This window comes from Rufibacter sp. JT3400010 (assembly GCF_054956755.1).
The window spans coordinates 1-21,103 of sequence record NZ_JBUDXA010000027.1 but is presented as its reverse complement, the minus strand read 5'-3'; the positions used below and the strand labels follow the sequence as shown (position 1 = coordinate 21,103).

Sequence of the window (21,103 nt, the reverse complement as noted above, 5' to 3'; positions counted from 1 at the left end):
TTACCTAACCAGCATTTTTGTTTCCCCGGCAGGGGGAAGGGTGGAAAGGCAGGTTTTCTTCCGAGAGGCGCTTTGAAACAAACACGGTTCTCAGCATCTTTGCCAGCACCTGTTTCCACCCTTCAACTCTCCTGGTTTCATGCAAACAAGCCTTCTTACCCGCTTCTCTTCTTTTCTTCTGGTACTGCTTTTAACTGGCTGCGCGGCCCAGAAAAACATTTCCGTTGCGCCCCAGGCGAAACAAGTGGCGTATATGGGCCGCGTAGGAAAACCATCGCCGGAGGCGGCGGAATTATACTGGTCGGGCACCTCGGTGAAGCTGAATTTTGAGGGTACTTCAGTCAAAGCGCGCCTGAAAGACAGTAGCGGCAACAGCTACTACAACGTCATTCTGGATGGCGACAGCATCTCTGTTATTCAGCCAGACAAGGAAGCCAAACTTTATACGCTTGCTTCTCAGCTAGCGCCGGGCAAACACACCGTAGAACTGTTCAAACGTACCGAATGGGACAAAGGCACCACCACGTTTTACGGCTTCGAACTGGAAAACGGAGGCAAAACGTTACCTGCTGCTGCGCCGAAAACCAGGAAGATAGAATTCTACGGCAACTCTATTACGGCCGGGTACGCCGTGGAAGATTACTCGGGCAAAGATAACCCGGCGGGCATGAACACGAACAACTACGTGAGCTATGCCGCCCTTACCTCGCGCTTCTTTGACGCCGACTATACCTGTGTCTGCAAAAGCGGCATTGGCATTACCGTGAGCTGGGAGCCGCTCATCATGCCCGAAATCTACGACCGCCTGAACCCTTCAGATTCTACCAGCAAATGGGACTTCTCCCAAAAACAGCCTGACTTAGTTGTGATTAACCTCTTCCAGAACGATTCCTGGATTGTGGAACAGCCCAACAACGCACAATTCAAGCGGCGCTTCGGGAGCACCAAACCCAGTGAGGAATTCCTGATTACGGCCTACCAGAACTTCGTGAAAAGCATTCGGGGCAAATACCCCAATGCCCACATTATTGCCATGCTGGGCAACATGGACATTACCCGCGCGGGCTCCCCGTGGCCGAGTTACGTGGAGAAAGCCGTGGCAGGGCTGCAAGACCAGAAAGTCTACACCTTGTTCGCACCTTTCAAAGACACGCCTGGTCACCCGCGGGTAGAAGAGCAGCAGGCCATGGCCAATCAGCTCATCAAATTCATTCAGGAGAAATTGAATTGGTAGACTTTTAAATAAAACATCAATCTAAACTGCTCTATGCGTCGGCTCCTGTTCATTCAATTGTTCATCCTTCTTGCCTCTACGGTATTTGCCCAGAATGCTCCAGAAAAGCCCAACATTGGGGTAATAGGGAGCGCTAAGCTTACGGTAAAGCCAGATCTGGGCGTTTTAATCATTGGGGTCAAAAATATCAACCTGAGTTTTAGTGAGGCAATTACCGGACTAAATGCGAAGACCAGAGATATCTCCAATCAAATAGCCTCTATTGGTTTCAAGCCTGAAGAAATCAAGACCACTGACTTCAAGACCGAAGTAAATACGGTTTACAAAAAGGGAGAAAATATGGACAGCGGCTATGTAGCTACCCAGAGCATTAAGGTTGAGTTCAAGAATGACAAGGAAACGATCACTAAGATTCTGAACACGTTTTCTAAGAGCCAAACTGACTTTACGCTAAGTTTTGATTTTAGGCTTTCAGACGAGCTTAGAGCAAAAGTGCAGGATGAGCTAATAGATCTTGCGGTGAAAGATTCAAAACGCAAGGCGCAGTTAATAGCAAAATCTTCGGGCGTACGCTTAGGTAAAATCAAGGACATCAATTACGGGAACAGCTACTACGGCAATATGCAGGAATTAGAGGATAAAGCTACCGTAGGCGCAGCTGCTGCAGGATCATATGTGGAACCCTTAATGGGGTTTACTCCCAATGACCTAGAATTCATTGACAGTGTTTTTATATCATGGTTATTAAAGTAAACGCATCTGCTACGTCTTGTCCAAGGCGCATTTTGCTCTAATTTTTACGCTACTACCCAGAAATATGCAAGAAACCCTGCACCAGAACAAAACCTTCGATCAGCTCAATTATACCGGCAAAGGCGTGGCAGGACGGGAGTTTGAGGAATGCACGTTTACCAACTGCGATTTCTCCAGCACCAATCTTTCCAACAACAGCTTCGCTGATTGCCGCTTTGTGGACTGCAACCTGAGCATGGTGCAACTGAGCCATTCCAAGCTCCATGATGTCACTTTTGTCAACTGCAAACTTGTAGGCGTAGACTTCAGCCAGTGCCATGATTTTCTGTTCGCGGTCACCTTCAAAGGTTGCTCGCTGGATTATACCTATTTTGGCAAAAAGAACCTGAAAAAGACCGTCTTTGACCATTGCAGCATCAAGGAAGCCAACTTCACCGACTCTGATTTAACCCAGGCAGCTTTCCTGGAGTGTGACCTGGCCCGAACCGTTTTTCAGCGCAGCAACCTGGAGAAAGCAGATTTCAGAACATCTTATAATTATACCTTAGACCCAGAGCTTAACCGTATTAAGAAGGCCAAATTCTCTGTGCAGGGCGCGCTGGGTTTACTGGCGAAGTATGATATTGACGTGAAATAACCCCTGTTCCACGGAGAAATCCACTTACCGTCTTTTTCCCTAAATACGCAAAAGCGGTGTTGTAACTACTAGAAATAACCCTAAAGTGAAATGCCGGAGGAAAAGCTTTTCAATTCTGGTGTTTTTGCGCTATATTCATCTGTATAGGCCTAAAACGAAGGACTGAGTTCCCCCTGCTCATGAATTTACGAGAACACTACACCCAGTTATGGGAACACGCCGCAGGAGAAATGGCAGAGGGCCGGTACGAACTTGACCCACTCCTTGACTCTCCCACTGACACCCGCCGGGGCCTCACTTTGCTGGCCCGCCCGTCCTCCAAAGTAAAACAAGAGATTCAGGAATTGCTGCATGATTTGGCGAAACTAGAACCAGCGCAGTACTACTACCCGGCGTCTGACATCCATTTGACCGTCCTATCCCTTATCTCCTGTTATCCGGGTTTCACGGCAGACCTCATTGAGCCACAATCGTACATTGACCTGCTGCAAGGCGCCTTACAAGACATACCTTCCTTTGAGATTGCCTATGCCGGGTTAACCGCTTCGCCCTCCTGCGTACTCATACAAGGTTTTCCCAGAAACGACACGCTGGAACAGGTGCGCGACAACGTTCGGAAGGCTTTTGGTGGCGCAACGTTACAGCAGTCCATTGACCAACGCTATACCATCTCTACCGCCCATAGCACCGTGGTACGGTTCAGGAAGCCGCTCATTAATCCGCAGAAGTTCCTGCAGCAATTGGAAGAATGCCGTAAAAGGGTATTTGGCACCTCTAAAATCAATACCCTAGAACTGGTGTGTCATGACTGGTACCAACGCAAAGCCACCACTCAAACCTTGGCTACTTTTGAGTTGCAATAACCACGTATCCCTTTTTTAAGTTATTTTCGGGAAAACAGGTTAAAACGCCGCCTATGCTTTCCGCCGCCACTATTACCTTCCGCAACCGCACCTACCACTTCAACCCGCTGCAACCACTGGATATATCTTTGCCGCTAACCCCTGGCCCGGATCAGGTCAATTGCTTTTGGGCCGAACCCGTGCAGGTAGAAACCATTACCTTTGGCGACTTTGTAGGAAACGTGGCCCAGGGCGGCTCCACCAACTACCAGCGTGTCCACCTCACGCCCCACGGCAACGGCACCCACACGGAGTGTTACGGGCACATCTCGCCAGACCCCGTCGCTACCTTAGACAAGTGCCTGCACCGCTTCCTGTTTGTGGCGCAAGTCGTCTCGGCCACGCCCCAGCCTCAGCCCAACGGGGACCTGATAGTACTAGCGAAAGATGTACTAACCCAAATAGACGTCAATAACTTACCGGAAGCATTGGTCTTGCGCACGCTTCCCAACCTGGAAAGCAAACGCACCGCACAGTACTCCGGCACTAATCCCACCTACCTGGAACCAACTTTAGCCGAGTTCCTGGCCCAGCACGGCGTAGAGCACCTCCTATTGGATTTACCATCAGTAGACCGCGAAGAAGACGGCGGCACCTTGCTGGCCCACCATGCCTTCTGGCAATACCCTCATAACACTCGCACCCACGCCACCATAACCGAGCTGGTTTTTGTACCAGATACGGTGCCCGATGGCTGGTATCTATTGAATTTACAGGTAACGAGCTTGGTGTTGGATGCAAGCCCCAGCAAACCGGTGTTGTATGCGTTGGCGCTTGGCGCGGATGAAGGGAATGTTTCTTTTGTGGAGGCACCGCATTGAGCTGAGTAGCTTTTCCGTAGCTTTCTTGGGCATGCAATTTGCCTAGCACTGGTTATATTTTGTGCATGTAGTTTGCCTGTTGCTGGCGTGGCGGGTGGTTGACGCGGCGCCCTTATGCTTTGTTGTTGCATGGTCTCCCTCCGTGCGCGCTCGGGGAAGACTGGAAAGGGGAAAGTGGCAACAGTGGTGATAATGTTGGAACAGGGATAATAGACCACTATGGCGCGGAAGTTACTTCCGTGACTTTCGTACAATCAAGTGGAGAGTAGCAGATGTGGTGGTGATAGAACCTGTAGAGACCAGGCACTGCCTTGTCTCTCACGCATTCCTATCTCCTGTAAAGGCGTATTTCCCGCCTCGTAGGTGTAGGTTCCGGTTCCCAAAAAAACATGGTTCAAGTTTTCAACTTGGACCTACCATGACCGGAAGTTTGCAACTTCCATGAGGCGAGAGCCTCAAACCTCCTTTTGCTGAATCAACTTCTACTTCTTGAAGGACAGGTTCCGGTACACCCTACAATACCGCCCACGCAAAAGACCTCGCAGCGTCTTTAGACTTGCGAGCATCTGTGCCAATACCGTTTTCTCCAAATCTAGAGCCAACTCCCGTCCTAAGTTTAGGAGGAATGCCCGAAGGGCGGAGTAGCCCTAAAACAAAGAAGGCTGCCTTGTGGGCAGCCTTCTTTGTTTTTTCTTGTTCGGCAGAAGCCGAAGGAATGCTTAGGCCGTTACTTCTTCAGAAGGAGTAGTAGCTACGGCAGCCGTTTCTGCTGGAAGAACAGATACGAAAGAACGGTTCTTCACGCCTTTTTTGAAAGACACGATACCATCTGTCAAAGCAAACAGGGTATGGTCTTTACCAATACCTACGTTGGCACCTGGATGGTGTGCTGTACCGCGCTGACGCACGATGATGTTACCAGCGTTGATGGTTTGACCACCAAAAATTTTCACGCCTAAGCGTTTGGAATGCGATTCGCGGCCGTTGTTAGAACTACCGACACCTTTTTTGTGAGCCATTTCTAGTCTATTTTAATCCCGGAAAGAAACCCCAGGAATAGGTTCTACAATAATTTACTTTTACCTCAATAATATTAACCAATGGTGTTGATCAACACTTTGGTGAACTGTTGGCGGTGACCGTTTTTCTTCTTGTAGCCTTTTCTTCTTTTCTTCTTGAAGACGATCACTTTGTCACCTTTGGCATGTCCCTGGATGGTTCCAGTTACTTTTACTCCGTCTACAAAGGGAGCACCTACGGTTAAAGTTCCGTTGTCATCAGTTAAAAGAACATTGGCGAACTCTACGGCGTCACCCTCATTGCCGGAAAGCTTGTTAGTGTAGAAGAACTTACCGCTCTCTACTTTCGTCTGGATACCAGCGATTTCTACAATTGCGTACATCAGCTTACGATATTTTTAAAAAATTGAACCGCAAAGGTAGAAATACGCCCGTTAATATCCAAATGCCCTCTTGCATTTTTGATTGTTCTGCAGTTGGTTAGTTCCTTGGTTTTGAATGGGTTGTGAGTTATCCCCCAATATGTGGATAACTAGAGTGGATAAACCAAATCTATATTGATAATCAACAAGTTACAAGTGGATAAACACACAATAAGATAGGACCACCTAAAAAAGGCGGCAAAAAATGTGTAATATAGGTCGGTTTAGGTGGCACCGCCTGCAGTAGAAATGTAGTTGAAAGTAGAAATTACCCAGAGCAAAGTCAAGCGAAATCATGGAATTGTTTCCGCAACTCGCTTCACCTACCAACGAGGAGCATGTAGACGCCACTCAAAAGGCAATACTCTGGTTACCAAGAGCAAACCAAAGCTTTGTTACGTTCCTTTTTGATCAGATTTCCAGAAAACAGCCTAAAAACCTGTGAAGTCCTAAGACCTCACAGATCCAAAAAGCACTGGCGCGAGACTCCAGTCTCGTGACACCGGATGAAGCGAGTCTCCAGACTCATCGGGAACCATCCGCAGAACTGCACATAGTTCTTTCCAACACCCTTGAGCCTCCCGCATCCAACCTAAGCTTGATTGCTCTTAAATTCCTCCACTAGGTTTGTTGCGGCAAATCAAATTCACCATAACCTACCCACCCAAACCCTTCCTTACAAACCAGTAACTTCTCTCGGTTTCAACCTTTTCCTACCCCGTCGGTTTTGCTGGTGCGAGCTATGCGTAAGATGCTTCCAAGCTGGTTACCAGGAAATAACCACGGCACTTCTGAGGCCAGTTGCTATCCTGAAAGAAACCATGCTTTTGGCTATAGCCTAAACGCTATATTTAAGGTTTCTAATTTTGATAATATTTTATTTCGCTGATAATCAACAACTTAAAATGTGGATAACCGCTGTATAAGAAATGGATAAATTAGACTTCATCAACAGGGCAAACGACGTATTTGTCCCTATATTTGAAATCTCAAGCCGGAGCAAACCCTTCTAAACGTTGAAGTTCAGTAGTTGCCACCAGCCGAGAACCGCGCTTAGGTGGCGCAACTTTTACCTTAGCTTAGAGCAAAAACCGTTATGTCTATGGAGCCTTTATTACAAGAAAACCCGAACCGCTTTGTCCTGTTCCCCATCCAAAACGATGCCGTGTGGCAGATGTACAAGAAAGCAGAGGCTAGTTTCTGGACGGCCGAAGAGATTGACCTGTCGCCGGACCTGAAAGACTGGGAGAAGCTGAATGACGGCGAGCGCCACTTCATCAGCCACGTCCTGGCCTTCTTTGCCGCCTCAGACGGAATTGTGAACGAGAACCTGGCCATTAACTTCATGCAGGAAGTGCAGTTGCCAGAGGCGCGTTGTTTCTACGGGTTCCAAATCATGATGGAGAACATCCACTCAGAGACCTACTCGCTGCTCATTGACACCTATATTAAAGACCCGCAAGAAAAAGACCGCCTGTTCAACGCGTTGGAGACGGTAGACTGCGTGAAGAAAAAAGGCGAGTGGGCCTTGAAATGGATCAACTCTGAAAACTTCACCGAGCGTTTGATTGCGTTTGCGGCCGTAGAAGGCATTTTCTTCTCTGGTTCTTTCTGCTCTCTGTTCTGGCTCAAGAAACGCGGCCTCATGCCGGGCCTCACCTTCTCCAATGAATTGATCTCCCGTGACGAAGGACTGCACTGCGACTTTGCTTGCCTGCTGTATGGCATGCTGCAGAACAAGTTACCCGAGGAGCGCGTACAAACCATCATCCGCGACGCAGTGAGCATTGAACAGGAATTTGTGACCGATGCCCTGCCCGTAGACCTCATAGGGATGAACGCAAAACTGATGAGCCAATACATCGAGTTCGTGGCCGACCGCCTGCTGGTAGCCTTGGGTTGCAGCAAAATCTACAATGCCACCAATCCATTTGACTTCATGGAGATGATCTCCCTGCAAGGCAAAACCAACTTCTTTGAGAAACGTGTGGGCGAGTACCAGAAATCGGGCGTGATGAGCGACCGTGACGCCAACGTATTCTCTCTGGACGAAGATTTTTAATACCACACCCAAACAGCCCTAAAGCGCTTTGGGGCTGTTTTCCTAAAAGCAGGCCCAAAACCAACAATCGGTTGGGGAACAAGCCTTTCAAAATTCATAACCAAAGCATACCCGGGCGCTTAGGCGCAGGGGAGAGAAATATCTGGATGGTACGCCATCTATCACCTATTAGTGTAAGCGTATGTTAGTTGTAAAAAGAGACGGCCGCAGGGAGTCGGTCAAGTTTGATAAAATCACGGCCCGCATAGAGAAACTGTGCTATGGTCTGAACATGTCATTTGTAAGCCCCATTGAGGTAGCCAAAAAGGTAATTGACGGTATTTACGATGGCGTGACCACCGTAGAGCTGGACAACCTGGCGGCGGAAACCTCGGCTTCCATGACAACCAAGCACCCCGACTACGCCATTCTGGCGGCGCGCATTGCTATCTCCAGCTTGCACAAGGTGACCCAGAAGTCGTTCTTCAACACCATGCGCCAGCTCTACACCTATGAAGATCCTAAAACAGGTGAGAACGCGTCTTTGATTGCGAAGGATGTCTTTGAGATCATCAAGAAAAACGCGGCCCTGCTGGACTCCAGCATCATCTATGACCGTGACTACAACTATGACTACTTCGGATACAAAACCCTGGAGCGTTCGTACTTGTTGCGTCTGCACGGCAAAGTAGTAGAGCGTCCGCAGCACATGCTTATGCGTGTGGCTGTAGGTATCCATAAGAACGACATTGACTCAGCCATTGAGACCTACAACCTCATGTCTGAGAAGTGGTTCACGCACGCAACGCCAACTCTTTTCAACGCCGGTACGCCAAAGCCACAGTTGTCCTCGTGCTTCCTGCTCACCATGAAAGAGGACAGTATTCCGGGTATCTATGACACCTTGAAGAACTGTGCTTTGATCTCGCAGAGCGCGGGTGGTATTGGTCTGGCGGCGCACAACATCAGAGCCACGGGTTCTTACATCAAAGGCACCAACGGTACGTCTAATGGCCTTGTGCCGATGTTGAAAGTGTTCAATGACACGGCCCGTTACGTAGACCAGGGCGGCGGAAAACGCAAAGGCGCCTTCGCGATTTACCTGGAGCCGTGGCACGCAGATATCTTCGAATTCCTGGACCTGCGCAAGAACCACGGGAAAGAGGAAATGCGTACCCGCGACTTGTTCCTGGCCCTCTGGACCCCAGATTTGTTCATGAAGCGCGTAGAAGCCAACGGCGACTGGAGCCTGATGTGCCCGAACGAGTGCCCTGGCTTGTCTGACACCTGGGGCAAAGACTTTGAGCGTTTGTATGAGAAATACGAGCGCGAAGGCAAAGCCCGCAAAACGATCAAAGCGCAGGAACTGTGGTTCGCTATTCTGGAAGCCCAGACCGAAACCGGTACGCCGTACATGCTGTTCAAGGACCACGCCAACGGCAAGTCTAACCAACAGAACCTGGGTACCATCAAGAGCTCCAACCTCTGCACCGAGATCATTGAGTACACCGATGCTGATGAGATTGCCGTGTGTAACCTGGCGTCTCTGGCCCTGCCGCGCTACATCAAAGAAGAGAATGGGGTTAAGAAATTTGACCACGACAAACTCTACGAGGTTACCTATACCGTTACCAAGAACCTGAACAAGGTTATTGACATCAACTATTATCCGGTACCCGAAGCCAAGAAATCCAACATGCGCCACCGGCCAATTGGCCTGGGTGTGCAGGGTCTGGCCGATGCGTTCCTGCAACTGCGCATGCCGTTTGAGAGCGAAGAGGCGGCCCGCCTGAACAAGGAGATTTTTGAGACCATTTACTTTGCAGCCATGACGGCTTCTAAAGATCTGGCGAAGAAACTGGGACCGTATGAAACATTTGAAGGTTCGCCTATCAGCCGGGGTATCTTCCAGTTTGACATGTGGGGCGTAAAACCAGACAGCGGCCGTTGGGACTGGGAAGCGCTAAGACAGGAAGTGGTAGAGCACGGCGTACGCAACTCTTTGTTAGTAGCGCCTATGCCAACCGCTTCTACTTCGCAGATTCTGGGGAACAACGAGGGCTTTGAGCCTTACACCTCTAACATCTACGTGCGTCGCGTGCTGAGCGGGGAGTTCATGGTGGTGAACAAGCACTTGCTGAACGACCTGATTGCGCTAGGCCTGTGGAATGACCAGATGAAGAATGCCATCATTGCGGCCAACGGCTCGGTGCAGGGTATTTCCAACATTCCGCAGCATATCAAAGACCTGTACAAGACGGTATGGGAAATCAGCCAGCGGACGGTGATTGACATGTCTGCCGACCGCGGTGCCTACATCTGCCAGAGCCAAAGCCTGAACCTGCACGTGTCTAACGTGAACTTCGGGAAACTGACCTCTATGCACTTCCACAGCTGGAAACGCGGCCTCAAAACCGGTATGTACTACCTGCGCACCAAAGCCGCCGCCGATGCCATCAAGTTCACGGTAGAGAAACAAGCCGCCGAAACTCTGGCGCCCATGTACACCGCCGTTGAGCAGAACCTAAGCGACATGGCCTGTAGCCTGGACAACCCAGACGCTTGCGAGGCTTGCGGTTCATAAATTAAGCTAACAAAAGGCCACCTCATAAGGGTGGCCTTTTTGCTAAAATCTATTAGATATGATTAGGAAATTTATAGAGATAAAAGGAGTAGGCAAATTCTCTAACTATCAATGCAAGGGAGATGTTGAACTAAAACCTTCAACTATTATCTATGCTGAAAACGGTCACGGGAAGACAACTTTAACAAGTATAATAAGGTCTCTTTCTACAAACTCTGCAGATAATATCTTAAAAAGAAGAACGGTTGGTGCGACTAAACAATCAATTAGGATACAATCTGACAAATGCACTCATTCTTTTTCAAATGGAAGCTGGCAAGCCTCACAAGAACTTCCAACTATTGAAATATTTGATGTATTTTTTGTTAATGATAATATATTTTCTGGAGTAGAACCTTCAACCTCTCATGCTAAAAACTTATACAAATTCGTAATCGGCTCGGAAGGTGTAAAATTAGCTCAAGAGATAAAGAAAATAAAGGAAGAGATAGACCTACAGAATAAAGACCTTAAAACTCTTGGTTACTCAATTGAAAAGCAAATTGGAAGCTTTCCTTTAAAGGACTTTTTAAAACTACCTATTGAGAAAGATATAGAAGACAAAAGGTTAGATACTGAGCAGAAAATTTCGAATTCAAAAGAGATAGTCAAAATCAGTAATACAGCTAAACCTAAGTCTATTAATCTGGTAACTCTTCCCTTTGACATAGAAAAGCTAGAAAATGACCTGAAAAGATCTCTTATTTCAATCTCAGAAGGATTTATTAAATATGTTGACAGTCATAAGTCTATCCTAGCAGAAAAAGGGATTACAAACTCTGGAGAATGGCTAACTACAGGAGTAAAGGCCCTAGACTTGTCAGAAAATAGCTGTAAAGACCAAGAGTGCCCATTTTGCCAAAGTCCTTTGACAGAAGACACTCCTATTCTTGAAGCATATAGGCAGTATTTTAATAGTGAATATCAAACTTTTCATAAAGACATACAAAATCACGCACTTAGCTTAAGCAAAGTAAATATTTCAAATTTAGTACTTAAGCTAGAAAGAGAGTCAAGCGCAAATAAAGAGTTAATAAGTTTCTGGAATCAATACATACCTATCAACAAAGACGCCTTTTCTATAAAATTTGACAACAAATTGTTCGATAAACGATTTGACGAGATTAGGAACGTAGTCAATAAGAAAACACAGAATGTTCTTATTGGAACTAGCATACAGGAACTGTCTAATTTTAGTGAGGAAATCGATCAAGTCAACAATGGTATAATTAAGTACAATGAAAGTATAGCTATACTGTGCTCTAGGATTGAAGAGTTTAAATCTGAGCTTTCTAACAGCAATCTCTCTGAGCTTGAATCTCAGTTAATTAAGATTATTATACAGGGAAAGCGCCATGGTGAACTTGCAGAAGCCTGCAGCGATTATCTAGTTTTAGCAGATAGTATTTCGGCTAACAACAAAAGAAAGATTTACAAACAAAATTATCAAATGAATCAGGAAGGTTTTTTGAAAAATATGGAGAAAAAATAAATGAACATATCAAACGGTTAATGCCAGGTTCACCGTTCAAACTGACGGAAATTGCAAGCAATTATGTCGGTTCAAGTAAAGAGCCACTAATTCAATATGTCTTAACTTTGAACGGAACTCCTATAAGCTTTAATGACAGTTCTGAGACTCCAATTTTTAAGTATTCTTTAAGCGAGGGGGATAAGACTGCTTTAGCTTTTGCTTTTTTCCTTGCAAAATTGGAAATGGACGATATTTCTAATAAGGTTATAGTCTTTGATGACCCTATTTCCAGCCTTGATAAGCAAAGAAGACAGAGAACCATCACTGCTATTACTAATTTGATTGGAAAAGCTAAGCAAGTTATCACGTTAAGCCACAACGAGAATTTTATTTATAACCTTTACGAGCATGCGAACTCCGGCAATCCCAAAGTTCTACGCATTGTATACGGCGGCATTATAGAAGAATTTAATTCAATTGAGGAAGAGATGCAAAGTGAGTACTTTAGATCTCTAAAAGCTTTTGATGAGTTTATCAACAATCCAAAAGAGGACAAAATAAAAACAGTAAGGGGTGAGATTAGAATAGTATTAGAGAACAACATCAAGTTTAGATTCCATAATTATCTAAACAATATTCACGTAAAAGCTGATGGTTCCACAGTTGGTCCTTATACAGGTAAATCTGGGCTCGGTACTATGATTGATATTTTGGAAGCTAGTAACTGTGCATTTAGAGACGATAAAGTAAATGTTATACAGGAATTGCGTGAATTGAATTTAGTATCTATGAATGACCATCACGGGACTATCGACAGAGATCACAGAACAGATACGATGAGCGTTCAAGAACTTTCAGGATATATTAGTGATACTCTGCACATGATCTATGCTAAACTTTAATTTACACCCTTTCTTTGCTTGTGCCAATGTTGGTGTTATCACCAACATTCAAAACTGCGGTTCCAACATCTAACGGCACTTCCGCTTTTTGTCTATAATCAGAAAAACAGCACTAAAACGCACATCTGTTAAACTGCCTGACTGAAACGAAATCTGCTTGTTGGTGAGAACACCAACAAGGGCTGGAAGCACCGCAAAGTTTAGCATCGTAATAAAATAAAAAACCTGCCCGGGTGCGCTTAAATCAGAGGCGTGGCAGGTATTGTTCTTGCAAAAGAATCATTTTCGCACCTTAAGCACAAATTTGAGAGTAGAAAGTTTTCATTATTGATTTAATTCCCAAAAGCTTTCCTTTTCCGCCTTCTTTCCTAAAAACAGGCTCCAAACGAGTGAACATCCGTATAACTACGGTAGTACCAATTTCATCTTTCATGTACAAGTATACATTTATGCTGCTGGCGCTAGCGGGCAGTCTGTTGTTTTCCTGCCAATCTGCTACAGAAACTTCCACGCCAGCCACAGAAGCAAACGCGCCAACCACCCAGGCAGGGCAGGAGCTGAACCTGCGGTCTGAGCTTTTACGGCGGCAATCAGAGCTTTGCCAGGCAGACACCTGCGCGAAGGTAGAAATCCAGTATTTCGTAGCCGAGGGCGATCCGGGTGCCTTGCGTGATTCTGTGAACCAGTACATTCGGGAGTACCTGCTCCGGCAGCAGTTCACCAATAACCCAGACGCCGACCTCAGTCAACCCGGCAACCCTGCGGAGTTGACCGCGAAGGAGTTTCTGCACCAATATGCGTTGAGTAGAAAAGAATTCCCGGAGGCGGCTACCAACATTGGGTGGCAACTGACTATTTCTTCTAAAGTACTGTACCAAACCCCGGCCCTGGTTTCTTTGGAGATGAACGCGGTGGGCTACAGCGGCGGGGCGCACGGGTATGACGTAACCACGCTGCAAAGCTTTGACAGCACCGGCCACGCGCTTCGGGTTACAGAGCTGGTCACAGATACCGTTGCCTTGAAAAAGCTGGTGGAACAGGAGTTCAGGAAAGTGCGGGAACTGGGGGCGGAATCTTTTGAGACTCAGGGCTTTTATACGCAGGCAGGCAAGCTCCCTTTTCCGCAGAACGCGGCGCTTACAGAGAAAGGGTTGCGGTTGTACTACAATGCCTATGAGGTGAACGCCTACGCCTACGCCTTCGGGCCCACCGAATTGCTGTTGCCCTATTCTCAGCTACAACGCCTGCTCAAGCCTGTCTATGCTCCCAAGCCTTAACCACCTAATACGGCTTTTCTGTTAAGATCAGACCTCGGTTTAAGTTGAAGCAACGGTAAGACTTCTTCGGGTTTAGTGCTCCTTTCTGGAAAACCAGCTTAAAACGCAGCGGGCACTTCGCTTTGTGCAATTAATAGCCTAAAAACAGAAAAGGAAGCGCTAGGTGCTTCCTTTCTCAGTCTGTACGGTACGTGGTTCAACTGCTTTCTCAATCAATAGGGTGCAAGACCCAGGCCAGCGCTTCTTCCCGGCTTTTAAATTCCATCAGCAACATGTCACCTAAGTCTCCGGCGCGTTTCATGAGCTGTTCTACGGCCATTTGATTGAAAATATCCTCAGAAGCCACCGTGGCGTTCCGCCGGATGGTACTGTCTTTAAGCGCAGGAAGGGCGAACTCCTGAAACCACGCCTGGTCTGCCTGCCTAATGGCTTTCATCTTCCGGTTATCGGCGAGCCAGCGCAGGGGCTTGTGTTCTTGCATGAGTTGTACGCACGCAGTAATGGCCTCCCTAAACTCTTCGCTGTTCAGGAACCCGGTAGCCTCGGCAATCACCAATTGGGGCTGGTCGTCATAGGTAAGCGTGAAAACGGAGCTTTTGAAGTAGGTAATGACCATATCTAGTAAAGTTGTGCCAAATCAATTGAGGTTATGTACGAGAATGGGGGAGATAAAGGAAAAACGGAAGTGGGTAAACTTGGTAAGCCTGTTCGCTGCTGAGTCTTCAGGTTTACACCAATCTCACCTCCAACGTAGAGATAAGGCTGGTTAGTTGTTCAGAAAGCTTTTCTATGTCTTTGAGACCGTCATGGGCTTCCTCTATCTTGCCAGAGCGGTAGAGGCTTATCAGATGTGTGGCAGTGGTCAGCAGTTCGGTATACAGCCTGGACATGGTGCTGAACTCGGGCAGATGGCTATAGCGCACTGCGCCAATGGTCCTGAACCATTGGCTCACGGGTCCGCCCGAGGAGAAGAACTCCATGTCTGGCGTGCCGCCGTACACCGCAGAGCGTACTTTAGACTTGAAAAGAATCAGCTTTATCCTGAATTGCTGAAGATCACTTTGGGCAGCGTTCATGTAAAGCGTGTATAGTCAGTAGAACCCATGCGTTTCTTAGCGGGTGTGTTGTTTTTGCAGGCTTTCGCGCAGCCTTACATGCTCAGTGATCTCATACCCGAAAACTAAGATACCACTTGTTTCTTTGTTCTCGTCAAAGATAGGCTGGTAATTGAGCGTGAGATACACATCTTCTACGGCTCCCGTGTCTTGCCGCTTGCGCTGGAACAGAATCTCATCTGCCGCAAACGCCTGCCCGGTCGTATACACTTGGTCCAGCAACCCCACAAAGCCCTGTTCTGCCGCTTCTGGTATAGCCTCTGCCACCGTTTTGCCTTGTAGCGCGCGGTCTGGGAAGAGCGCTTGGTAACGTGGGTTAATCAAGTGAAACCGATGCTCTGGGCCTCTCATAGTACAGAAGATAGCTGGTGCGTTCATGATCATGTTCTCCAAGGTCTGCCGCTCAGACTGGGCCTTTAGCAGGGCTATGTGCACCTGGTCAGACAGCAGCGACATTTGCTCGTTGCTCTCCAGCAATTCTTGTACCATCTGTTTGGTAGAGTGAATGTCTGTGGCGCTGCCTACCCATAGGGAAACCTTGTCTGGGGTTAGCAGCACAGGCGAGCACTTCTTCACAAACCAGCGGTAGTTGCCCTCATGGTCGCGCATTCTGATCTCGGCCTGGAACTCTTCCTGCTTCTGGAAATACTCCTGCGCCCGGGCCAGAAAGCTTTCCTGGTCCTCTGGGTGAATGGCGTCCAGAAACCCCGTGGGCGAAGCCATGATTTGCTCGGCCGGTAGGCCAGTATATTTCACGAAGCGTTCATTCACGTACGTTACTTGGCCTTCTTGATTAAGAGTGTAAATCAACTGCGGCACCGTGTCTGTCATGATCCGGAACTTGTTCTCGCTTTCTTGGTGCGCCTGCTTAGCAAGTTCCCGCTCTGTCACGTCTGTGGTCTTCTGAATGATGTATTCAACATTACCTGCGCTGTCCAGAATGGGCGTATGCGATGCTTCCCAAAAACTCTCATAGAAACCACCGCCATCTGCTTCTGGCAGGGCAATGTGATACCGCACCAGGTCCATGTGGTCTATCTGCTTTGTCTGCAGCACCCTGTCAATGGATAGACGAACCGGGTTTTCCTCAAAAGAGTAATCTTTGTCTGGGTAGGCTTCCAACAAGAAGTGCAGGCCCTGCACATCTTCCATTTTCCGTCTGGTAATACGCAGATAGGCATCTGTAGCGGCTACGATCTTGAAATCTGGGGAAATAACCACCAGGTTGTCTGGCACATGCTGGAATATTTTTGAAAAATCCATTTCAAAAGAAAGTTACTGTAGAGTACATAAAAGAGCTTAAACCGCTCCTGTAGGGTGAATGTTTTCAATGCAAACCAGACGAAGACAAACCTCTATCTAGCCTGCAACAGCCATTCTTCCTCACCTGCCTTAGAATCCCTGAAATTTCTGGAACTCCGTACGCCTTTACAAACGCGGCAAGTTGCAACTAAAATATGATATAACGGAGACAAACTGCTTTGTACCTGTTTCGCAAGGCTAGGCAAATACCTCACCCTTGCGGCGTGTTATCATCAGCAAGCAGAAAGATGCCGCGTTTGAACTATTGGTGAGAACACCAAGAAGAGTGAAAGCAATGATGTTCTCGCTCGCCTCCCGTACGCTTGTGGGTTACTTGCGGTGTCTCGCCGTTTTGAGGACGTTTATCTAAAATGAGCAGAGAAACGGCCAGAGGCCGCAGGTAGCTCACATGCGTACGGGAGGAGCGAGGGAACGTAAGTGGCTGTCAGGCAGCTTACTTATCGTCTTGCATCACCACGCTGATGCTGCCGCTGCGTTCTAAACAAGCCGTTGACACTTTGCTGACATCTTCGGGGCTTCCGTTGGTCCGGAGCGTTTCCAGGACATCGTTCTCCGTTATGTTATGCGCTCGCATGACCTCTCTCAGGAATTTTCCGTCTTTGACCAGGGTCACCGTTCTGCCTTTGATCATGTTGCTGACAGAACCTCCGGCTTTATACGCAAGCGCCGCCATAAGCCGGTGCAGTAAGATGAGCACCAGACCAGCGGCAAGCGTAGGGTAGAAGGGAGAGTTGCCGGTAATGGCCCGGCTCATGATAGAACCATACATAACGCCCAGCACAATGTCAAAGGCGCTGTGTCTGCCAAAAATGCGCTTGTTGGCAATACGCACATATACCAACGCAATGAAGAAGACTATTACTGCCCGCAAGGACATTTGCCACCAGTTCAGATCTTTCTCACCAATGCCCAGTATGAAGTCAAGAGTTTCCATGGCATAAACAAACGGAACCAACCAAAGAGGGTTTCTATTCTTCTACTAAGCAGGCAAAATCTTTCCGTTGTCAGCTTTCTATTTGCTTGCGGCAGTTCCCGTTTAGGAGCCCAAATCTTAAAATGACCTGAAAACACCTTTTGCAAGAATATCTTTTTCTGAATATAAGATTTGGTCAGTCAGGCTTTAGTCCTTCTGAAATATAGCAACCCTGAACCAGACCTTACAGGTAAGCCGGTTACTCAGCAGGGTTGTATTATATGAAAGAATAAGCAGAAGAAAAGTTATAGCGACACGTTGCTTTTAGATGAGATAGATTTGTCCAGAGGCGCCATTAGCCAGAACAAAGCTTTCTTTTCCTCATCAAAATCACGGAGCACCAACTGATCAATATGCCCTGCGCGCTGCAGCAACTGCTCTACAGCCATTTTGTTAAATAAGTCTTCAGACACTAAGGTTGCCATTCTCAGCAAACAGCTCTGCAACATACGGGGCATGATGTTCTCCAGAAACCATTGCTGGTCTGCTTGCCGAATGGCTTTCATCTTACGGTTGTCGGCGAACCAACGGGTAATTCCTTTCTTCTCTATTAGTTCAATACACGCTAAAGATGCTTCCTGAAATTCATGGCTACTTAAAAACCCGTTCCAAACCGCATACGCCACCAACCGCTCTGGGTCAAAGCTCAAGGTAAGACCAGGAGCCTGATAGTAAATTTGTTTCATATAATCTCAAATAGCACAGCCTTACACAACTGAAAGATCCCCCTTAACGGCTGGCCTCTCTCCCTCAAAATTGCTGCTTACAAAACAGGACTTCCGCAAGAGGGTACATCTGCTCTTAAGGTTCTATTGTTTTGTAATCAGCTTTAAAACTTAATGTACTTACTTACTCCCAAGGCTTCATGTTCACAGGACAACTCCCGTGAAAACAGCACAACACTGCTTGCTTCTGTTAACATATTTGCCGTATTCCAGCAGAATCCCGTACAAATACATAGCGGAAGGAATACCTACTTATACGTAGAAAAACGGAAAAGTACTGTTGATTTCTTCTATGAACCCTATTGTTTTCACGGCAAATAACAAGCCCTCATGGCTGTACAGAATGACCAATAACCTGTCATACTTCTGTCGTTTTTATACTGCCAAAATAGCATTATACTTCCTTTTACAGTTGCCATTCTGTCTTGCCAAGGGTTCAAAAACACCTCTACAAGCATTGGTACGCACTTTGCAATATGCCTTCTAGAAAATCAAGACCGGAGGAGGAGAAGCAACATGAAACTGATCAAAGATAAGAAGTTTTTACAGAACATAGCTCACTACATAGATGTCACCAACACCATTGGCGGCGGGGTGGTCCAGCCGCAGGTGAACATGGTGAAACGTAAAAAAGGAGCGGTTCTTCAGGTGTTGCTGCCAGGTGTATCTCCTGAGCAATGCCAGGTGTTACTGGATAAAAACCAACTCACCATTATGGCTTTGCACCAGAGTGAGCAACACCCGGCCATGCAGATTCCGCTGTTTTACCAGAATTTCCTGTTGCCACCCTACGTAGATTTCAATGGTCTGAAAGTGGTGCACGAAGGCAATGAGTTGCGGGTACACATCCCGTACCTGCCCCAAGGCCCACGTTTCCTGGAGATTGAGCAACAGTAACCTACATAAAAGAAGCCAGGGAACAGCCTATTAAATTGTTTCTTGGCTTCTTTCCAGAAAACCGGCTGTAAACGGCCCCTGTGTTCTGAGGCAAGTTTTAGTTATGGCAGAAACCAACTGCCCTATGTTTCACCAATTAAAGAAGGTACAATTATGAACACTCAACGTTTAGGAAGCGGCTTTGAGGACATGATGCCGCAGACGTTCAGCAGCATGCTGGACCGATTCTTTAATGATTCTGTGAACAGCCGCGAGCGGTTGAATAGGTTCAGCCCTTTGGTAGACACCTGCGAAACCGAAAATGGCTTTGAGCTGGAGATGGCGCTACCGGGCATGAAGAAAGAAGACATTCAACTGGATTACCAGCAGGGACGTTTAACTATCTCTGGTGAGCGGCAATTTAAAAATGAGCAGAAAGACAAACGCTATCACCTTATTGAAAGCCAGTATGGTTCTTTCAGTCGCTCTTTCCAGTTCCCAGACACCGTAAAACCTGAAAGTATTGAAGCGGTGTTTGAGAATGGCATTCTGCATGTGCGCGTTCCTAAAGACGAGCAGAAAACTGCCCGCCGCCGCATAGAAGTACGGGAAGGCAACACGCAGTCCATCAGGCTAGATGAAAACACGAAAAGCCCAGAGCAGGAAATGAAAACCAACACTTCCTCCTCTAAGAAGAAGCAGGCTACTTTAGCCCATGAGAATGGTCAGCACTAAGCAAGTGGCCTGAAAACATTTAAACAGAAAGGCACCACAAATGTGGTGCCTTTCTGTTTTTATCTACTTCTGAAAGATTCTTATGAATGAGGATGGAGTGTTTCTATCCTTGTCTACCGCTGCTCAAGGCTGAGTTTCCGGTACCGGAATTATCAGGAATACTGCCTGGGTTAATGGAACTATGAGTTGTCTGGCCGGGAGTAGCGGGTTGGTTAGGTCCGCCGCCCGAAATGCGGGTTGTGGTTCCCTCTGGGGCAGCACCTGCTTTGTTGGCTCGTACGTAGTACACGGTGACAAACAAAGCTATAATCAATAAAATACATAAGGCAATGAACATGGTCTCTTCAGGTTAAGTGAAACATAAGGCTCTTCTCTTTTACTTCATTTTTTGCCTGCCGTTGCGCTTTCTGGCGTATAATCTTCTCTGCCAACCGCATTTATCTTTTTTTCTTTAGCTTTATCATAGAGAGGCCACTTTTTCGTTTACTTAATGCTATGATAAAAAAATTATATTTACTGGTTTTCTTTTGCTGGGCCGCGGCAGAATGCAGCTGGGCCCAACTAGGCACTACATCGGGGCAACCTTACTTTATAGAACTGCATACCGGCCAGCGCGTGTACGCCAGCCGACTTCAATTCAAGAGCCCCGTTTTCAAACAGAACTTCTTCCTGTTAGATGACTCCCTGAAATATGCCCCTGAGACGGTAAAGTTCTTCCAAAACCAGGAAGGCTTCTTTGCCCGCGTAGATGCCGGTAGGCGCTTCAGTAATTTTGCCCAACGGGAACAAGCCGGGCGCGTGTCTACCTACTTTGTGTACCGCACAGATTACAACTCGTATGCCCCGGGCATTGGAATAGGAATGGGCGGTTACGGTGGTTATGGCATGGGGGGCTACGGAATGGGAGGCTTCGGGTATCCTTCGCAGCGGCGCGTGTACTACTTCTCTAAGGAGAATGAGCCCTTGCAGCCCCTTACGTACAAAAACCTGCGGGTAGCCTTGTCTGATAACCCCGGTAGCGTAGAAGCGCTACAAGACTACAAGCGGGGGCAGAACATCCAAACTGGTATGTATGTGGCTGGGGCCGGCTTAATGGTGGCTGGTATCACGCAACAGTTCCGCAGCGGGAATGGTGGATCAAGCGTGTCTCCGCTGCTGTTGGTGGGTGCAGGCATCTCTTTGATTCCGCAGCTTCTACGGTTGGTTAAAAAAGACCGGCTGGCCGAGGCCATTGACATCTACAACTACACG

Annotated in this window: 21 protein-coding genes; 13 read left to right on the top strand and 8 right to left on the bottom strand. The window is 47.3% G+C overall.

All coding sequences use genetic code 11. The features are described 5' to 3' along the window. The first annotated feature begins 139 nt into the window (after positions 1-139). The 5 genes from ACY0JR_RS18910 (at position 140) to ACY0JR_RS18890 (ending at position 4,347) form a co-directional block, all read left to right on the top strand. Positions 140-1,234, top strand: coding sequence for an SGNH/GDSL hydrolase family protein (locus ACY0JR_RS18910; RefSeq protein ID WP_462635728.1), 1,095 nt, complete (start codon positions 140-142; stop codon positions 1,232-1,234). A 57-nt stretch (positions 1,235-1,291) separates the two neighbouring features. Then, entirely contained in the window at positions 1,292-1,987 is a 696-nt protein-coding gene (locus ACY0JR_RS18905; RefSeq protein WP_462635727.1) for an SIMPL domain-containing protein, read from the top strand. Between the two features lie 64 nt (positions 1,988-2,051). After that, positions 2,052-2,624 (top strand): pentapeptide repeat-containing protein, encoded by a 573-nt coding sequence (locus ACY0JR_RS18900; RefSeq protein ID WP_462635726.1) that lies wholly within the window; start codon positions 2,052-2,054, stop codon positions 2,622-2,624. A gap of 179 nt (positions 2,625-2,803) precedes the next feature. After that, a complete protein-coding gene (locus ACY0JR_RS18895; protein ID WP_462635725.1) occupies positions 2,804-3,487 on the top strand; it encodes a 2'-5' RNA ligase family protein in 684 nt (227 codons plus the stop codon). 53 nt (positions 3,488-3,540) lie between these two features. Continuing rightward, the gene (locus tag ACY0JR_RS18890; RefSeq protein WP_462635724.1) at positions 3,541-4,347 is read left to right on the top strand and encodes a cyclase family protein; all 807 of its coding nucleotides are present in this window, start codon (positions 3,541-3,543) and stop codon (positions 4,345-4,347) included. Between the two features lie 719 nt (positions 4,348-5,066). On the opposite strand, the gene rpmA is transcribed toward ACY0JR_RS18890, so the two are convergent. Both rpmA and rplU read right to left on the bottom strand, forming a co-directional pair. Beyond that, positions 5,067-5,366, bottom strand: a complete 300-nt coding sequence (rpmA, locus tag ACY0JR_RS18885) for a 50S ribosomal protein L27 (RefSeq protein WP_462635723.1) — start codon at positions 5,364-5,366, stop codon at positions 5,067-5,069. Between the two features lie 74 nt (positions 5,367-5,440). Continuing rightward, positions 5,441-5,749 (bottom strand): 50S ribosomal protein L21, encoded by a 309-nt coding sequence (gene rplU, locus ACY0JR_RS18880; RefSeq protein ID WP_462635722.1) that lies wholly within the window; start codon positions 5,747-5,749, stop codon positions 5,441-5,443. Positions 5,750-6,890: 1,141 nt separating this feature from the next. Between rplU and ACY0JR_RS18875 the strand changes: the two genes are divergently transcribed. From ACY0JR_RS18875 to ACY0JR_RS18855, 5 genes are all read left to right on the top strand, one after another. After that, positions 6,891-7,850, top strand: coding sequence for a ribonucleoside-diphosphate reductase small subunit (locus tag ACY0JR_RS18875; protein WP_462635721.1), 960 nt, complete (start codon positions 6,891-6,893; stop codon positions 7,848-7,850). Positions 7,851-8,031: 181 nt separating this feature from the next. Continuing rightward, a complete protein-coding gene (locus ACY0JR_RS18870) occupies positions 8,032-10,413 on the top strand; it encodes a ribonucleoside-diphosphate reductase subunit alpha (protein ID WP_462635720.1) in 2,382 nt (793 codons plus the stop codon). A 58-nt stretch (positions 10,414-10,471) separates the two neighbouring features. Continuing rightward, positions 10,472-11,944 carry an AAA family ATPase gene (locus tag ACY0JR_RS18865; RefSeq protein ID WP_462635719.1) on the top strand — a complete coding sequence of 491 codons (1,473 nt, stop codon included), beginning with the start codon at positions 10,472-10,474 and terminating at the stop codon, positions 11,942-11,944. Between the two features lie 20 nt (positions 11,945-11,964). Then, on the top strand, positions 11,965-12,828 hold the full coding sequence (locus ACY0JR_RS18860) for an AAA family ATPase (protein ID WP_462635718.1): 864 nt from the start codon (positions 11,965-11,967) through the stop codon (positions 12,826-12,828). 431 nt (positions 12,829-13,259) lie between these two features. Next, positions 13,260-14,105 (top strand): DUF3298 and DUF4163 domain-containing protein, encoded by an 846-nt coding sequence (locus ACY0JR_RS18855; RefSeq protein WP_462635717.1) that lies wholly within the window; start codon positions 13,260-13,262, stop codon positions 14,103-14,105. 208 nt (positions 14,106-14,313) lie between these two features. Here ACY0JR_RS18855 and ACY0JR_RS18850 read toward each other — a convergent pair whose 3' ends face one another. From ACY0JR_RS18850 to ACY0JR_RS18830, 5 genes are all read right to left on the bottom strand, one after another. After that, a complete protein-coding gene (locus tag ACY0JR_RS18850) occupies positions 14,314-14,721 on the bottom strand; it encodes a SpoIIAA family protein (RefSeq protein ID WP_462635716.1) in 408 nt (135 codons plus the stop codon). A 112-nt stretch (positions 14,722-14,833) separates the two neighbouring features. Continuing rightward, a complete protein-coding gene (locus ACY0JR_RS18845) occupies positions 14,834-15,181 on the bottom strand; it encodes a histidine kinase (protein ID WP_462635715.1) in 348 nt (115 codons plus the stop codon). 36 nt (positions 15,182-15,217) lie between these two features. Beyond that, entirely contained in the window at positions 15,218-16,483 is a 1,266-nt protein-coding gene (locus tag ACY0JR_RS18840) for a PAS domain-containing protein (protein WP_462635714.1), read from the bottom strand. Between the two features lie 493 nt (positions 16,484-16,976). Further along, positions 16,977-17,477, bottom strand: a complete 501-nt coding sequence (locus ACY0JR_RS18835) for a DUF421 domain-containing protein (RefSeq protein ID WP_462635713.1) — start codon at positions 17,475-17,477, stop codon at positions 16,977-16,979. Between the two features lie 284 nt (positions 17,478-17,761). After that, the gene (locus ACY0JR_RS18830; RefSeq protein WP_462635712.1) at positions 17,762-18,202 is read right to left on the bottom strand and encodes a hypothetical protein; all 441 of its coding nucleotides are present in this window, start codon (positions 18,200-18,202) and stop codon (positions 17,762-17,764) included. Positions 18,203-18,757: 555 nt separating this feature from the next. Between ACY0JR_RS18830 and ACY0JR_RS18825 the strand changes: the two genes are divergently transcribed. Together ACY0JR_RS18825 and ACY0JR_RS18820 are read left to right on the top strand one after the other, a co-directional pair. Continuing rightward, a complete protein-coding gene (locus tag ACY0JR_RS18825) occupies positions 18,758-19,138 on the top strand; it encodes an Hsp20/alpha crystallin family protein (RefSeq protein WP_462635711.1) in 381 nt (126 codons plus the stop codon). 153 nt (positions 19,139-19,291) lie between these two features. After that, positions 19,292-19,852: an Hsp20/alpha crystallin family protein gene (locus ACY0JR_RS18820; protein ID WP_462635710.1), complete on the top strand. Its 561-nt coding sequence runs from the start codon at positions 19,292-19,294 to the stop codon at positions 19,850-19,852. A gap of 103 nt (positions 19,853-19,955) precedes the next feature. On the opposite strand, the gene ACY0JR_RS18815 is transcribed toward ACY0JR_RS18820, so the two are convergent. Further along, positions 19,956-20,189: a hypothetical protein gene (locus tag ACY0JR_RS18815; RefSeq protein WP_181306759.1), complete on the bottom strand. Its 234-nt coding sequence runs from the start codon at positions 20,187-20,189 to the stop codon at positions 19,956-19,958. Positions 20,190-20,347: 158 nt separating this feature from the next. Between ACY0JR_RS18815 and ACY0JR_RS18810 the strand changes: the two genes are divergently transcribed. Continuing rightward, on the top strand, positions 20,348-21,103 hold a 756-nt coding region (locus tag ACY0JR_RS18810; RefSeq protein WP_462635709.1), incomplete at its 3' end, for a hypothetical protein.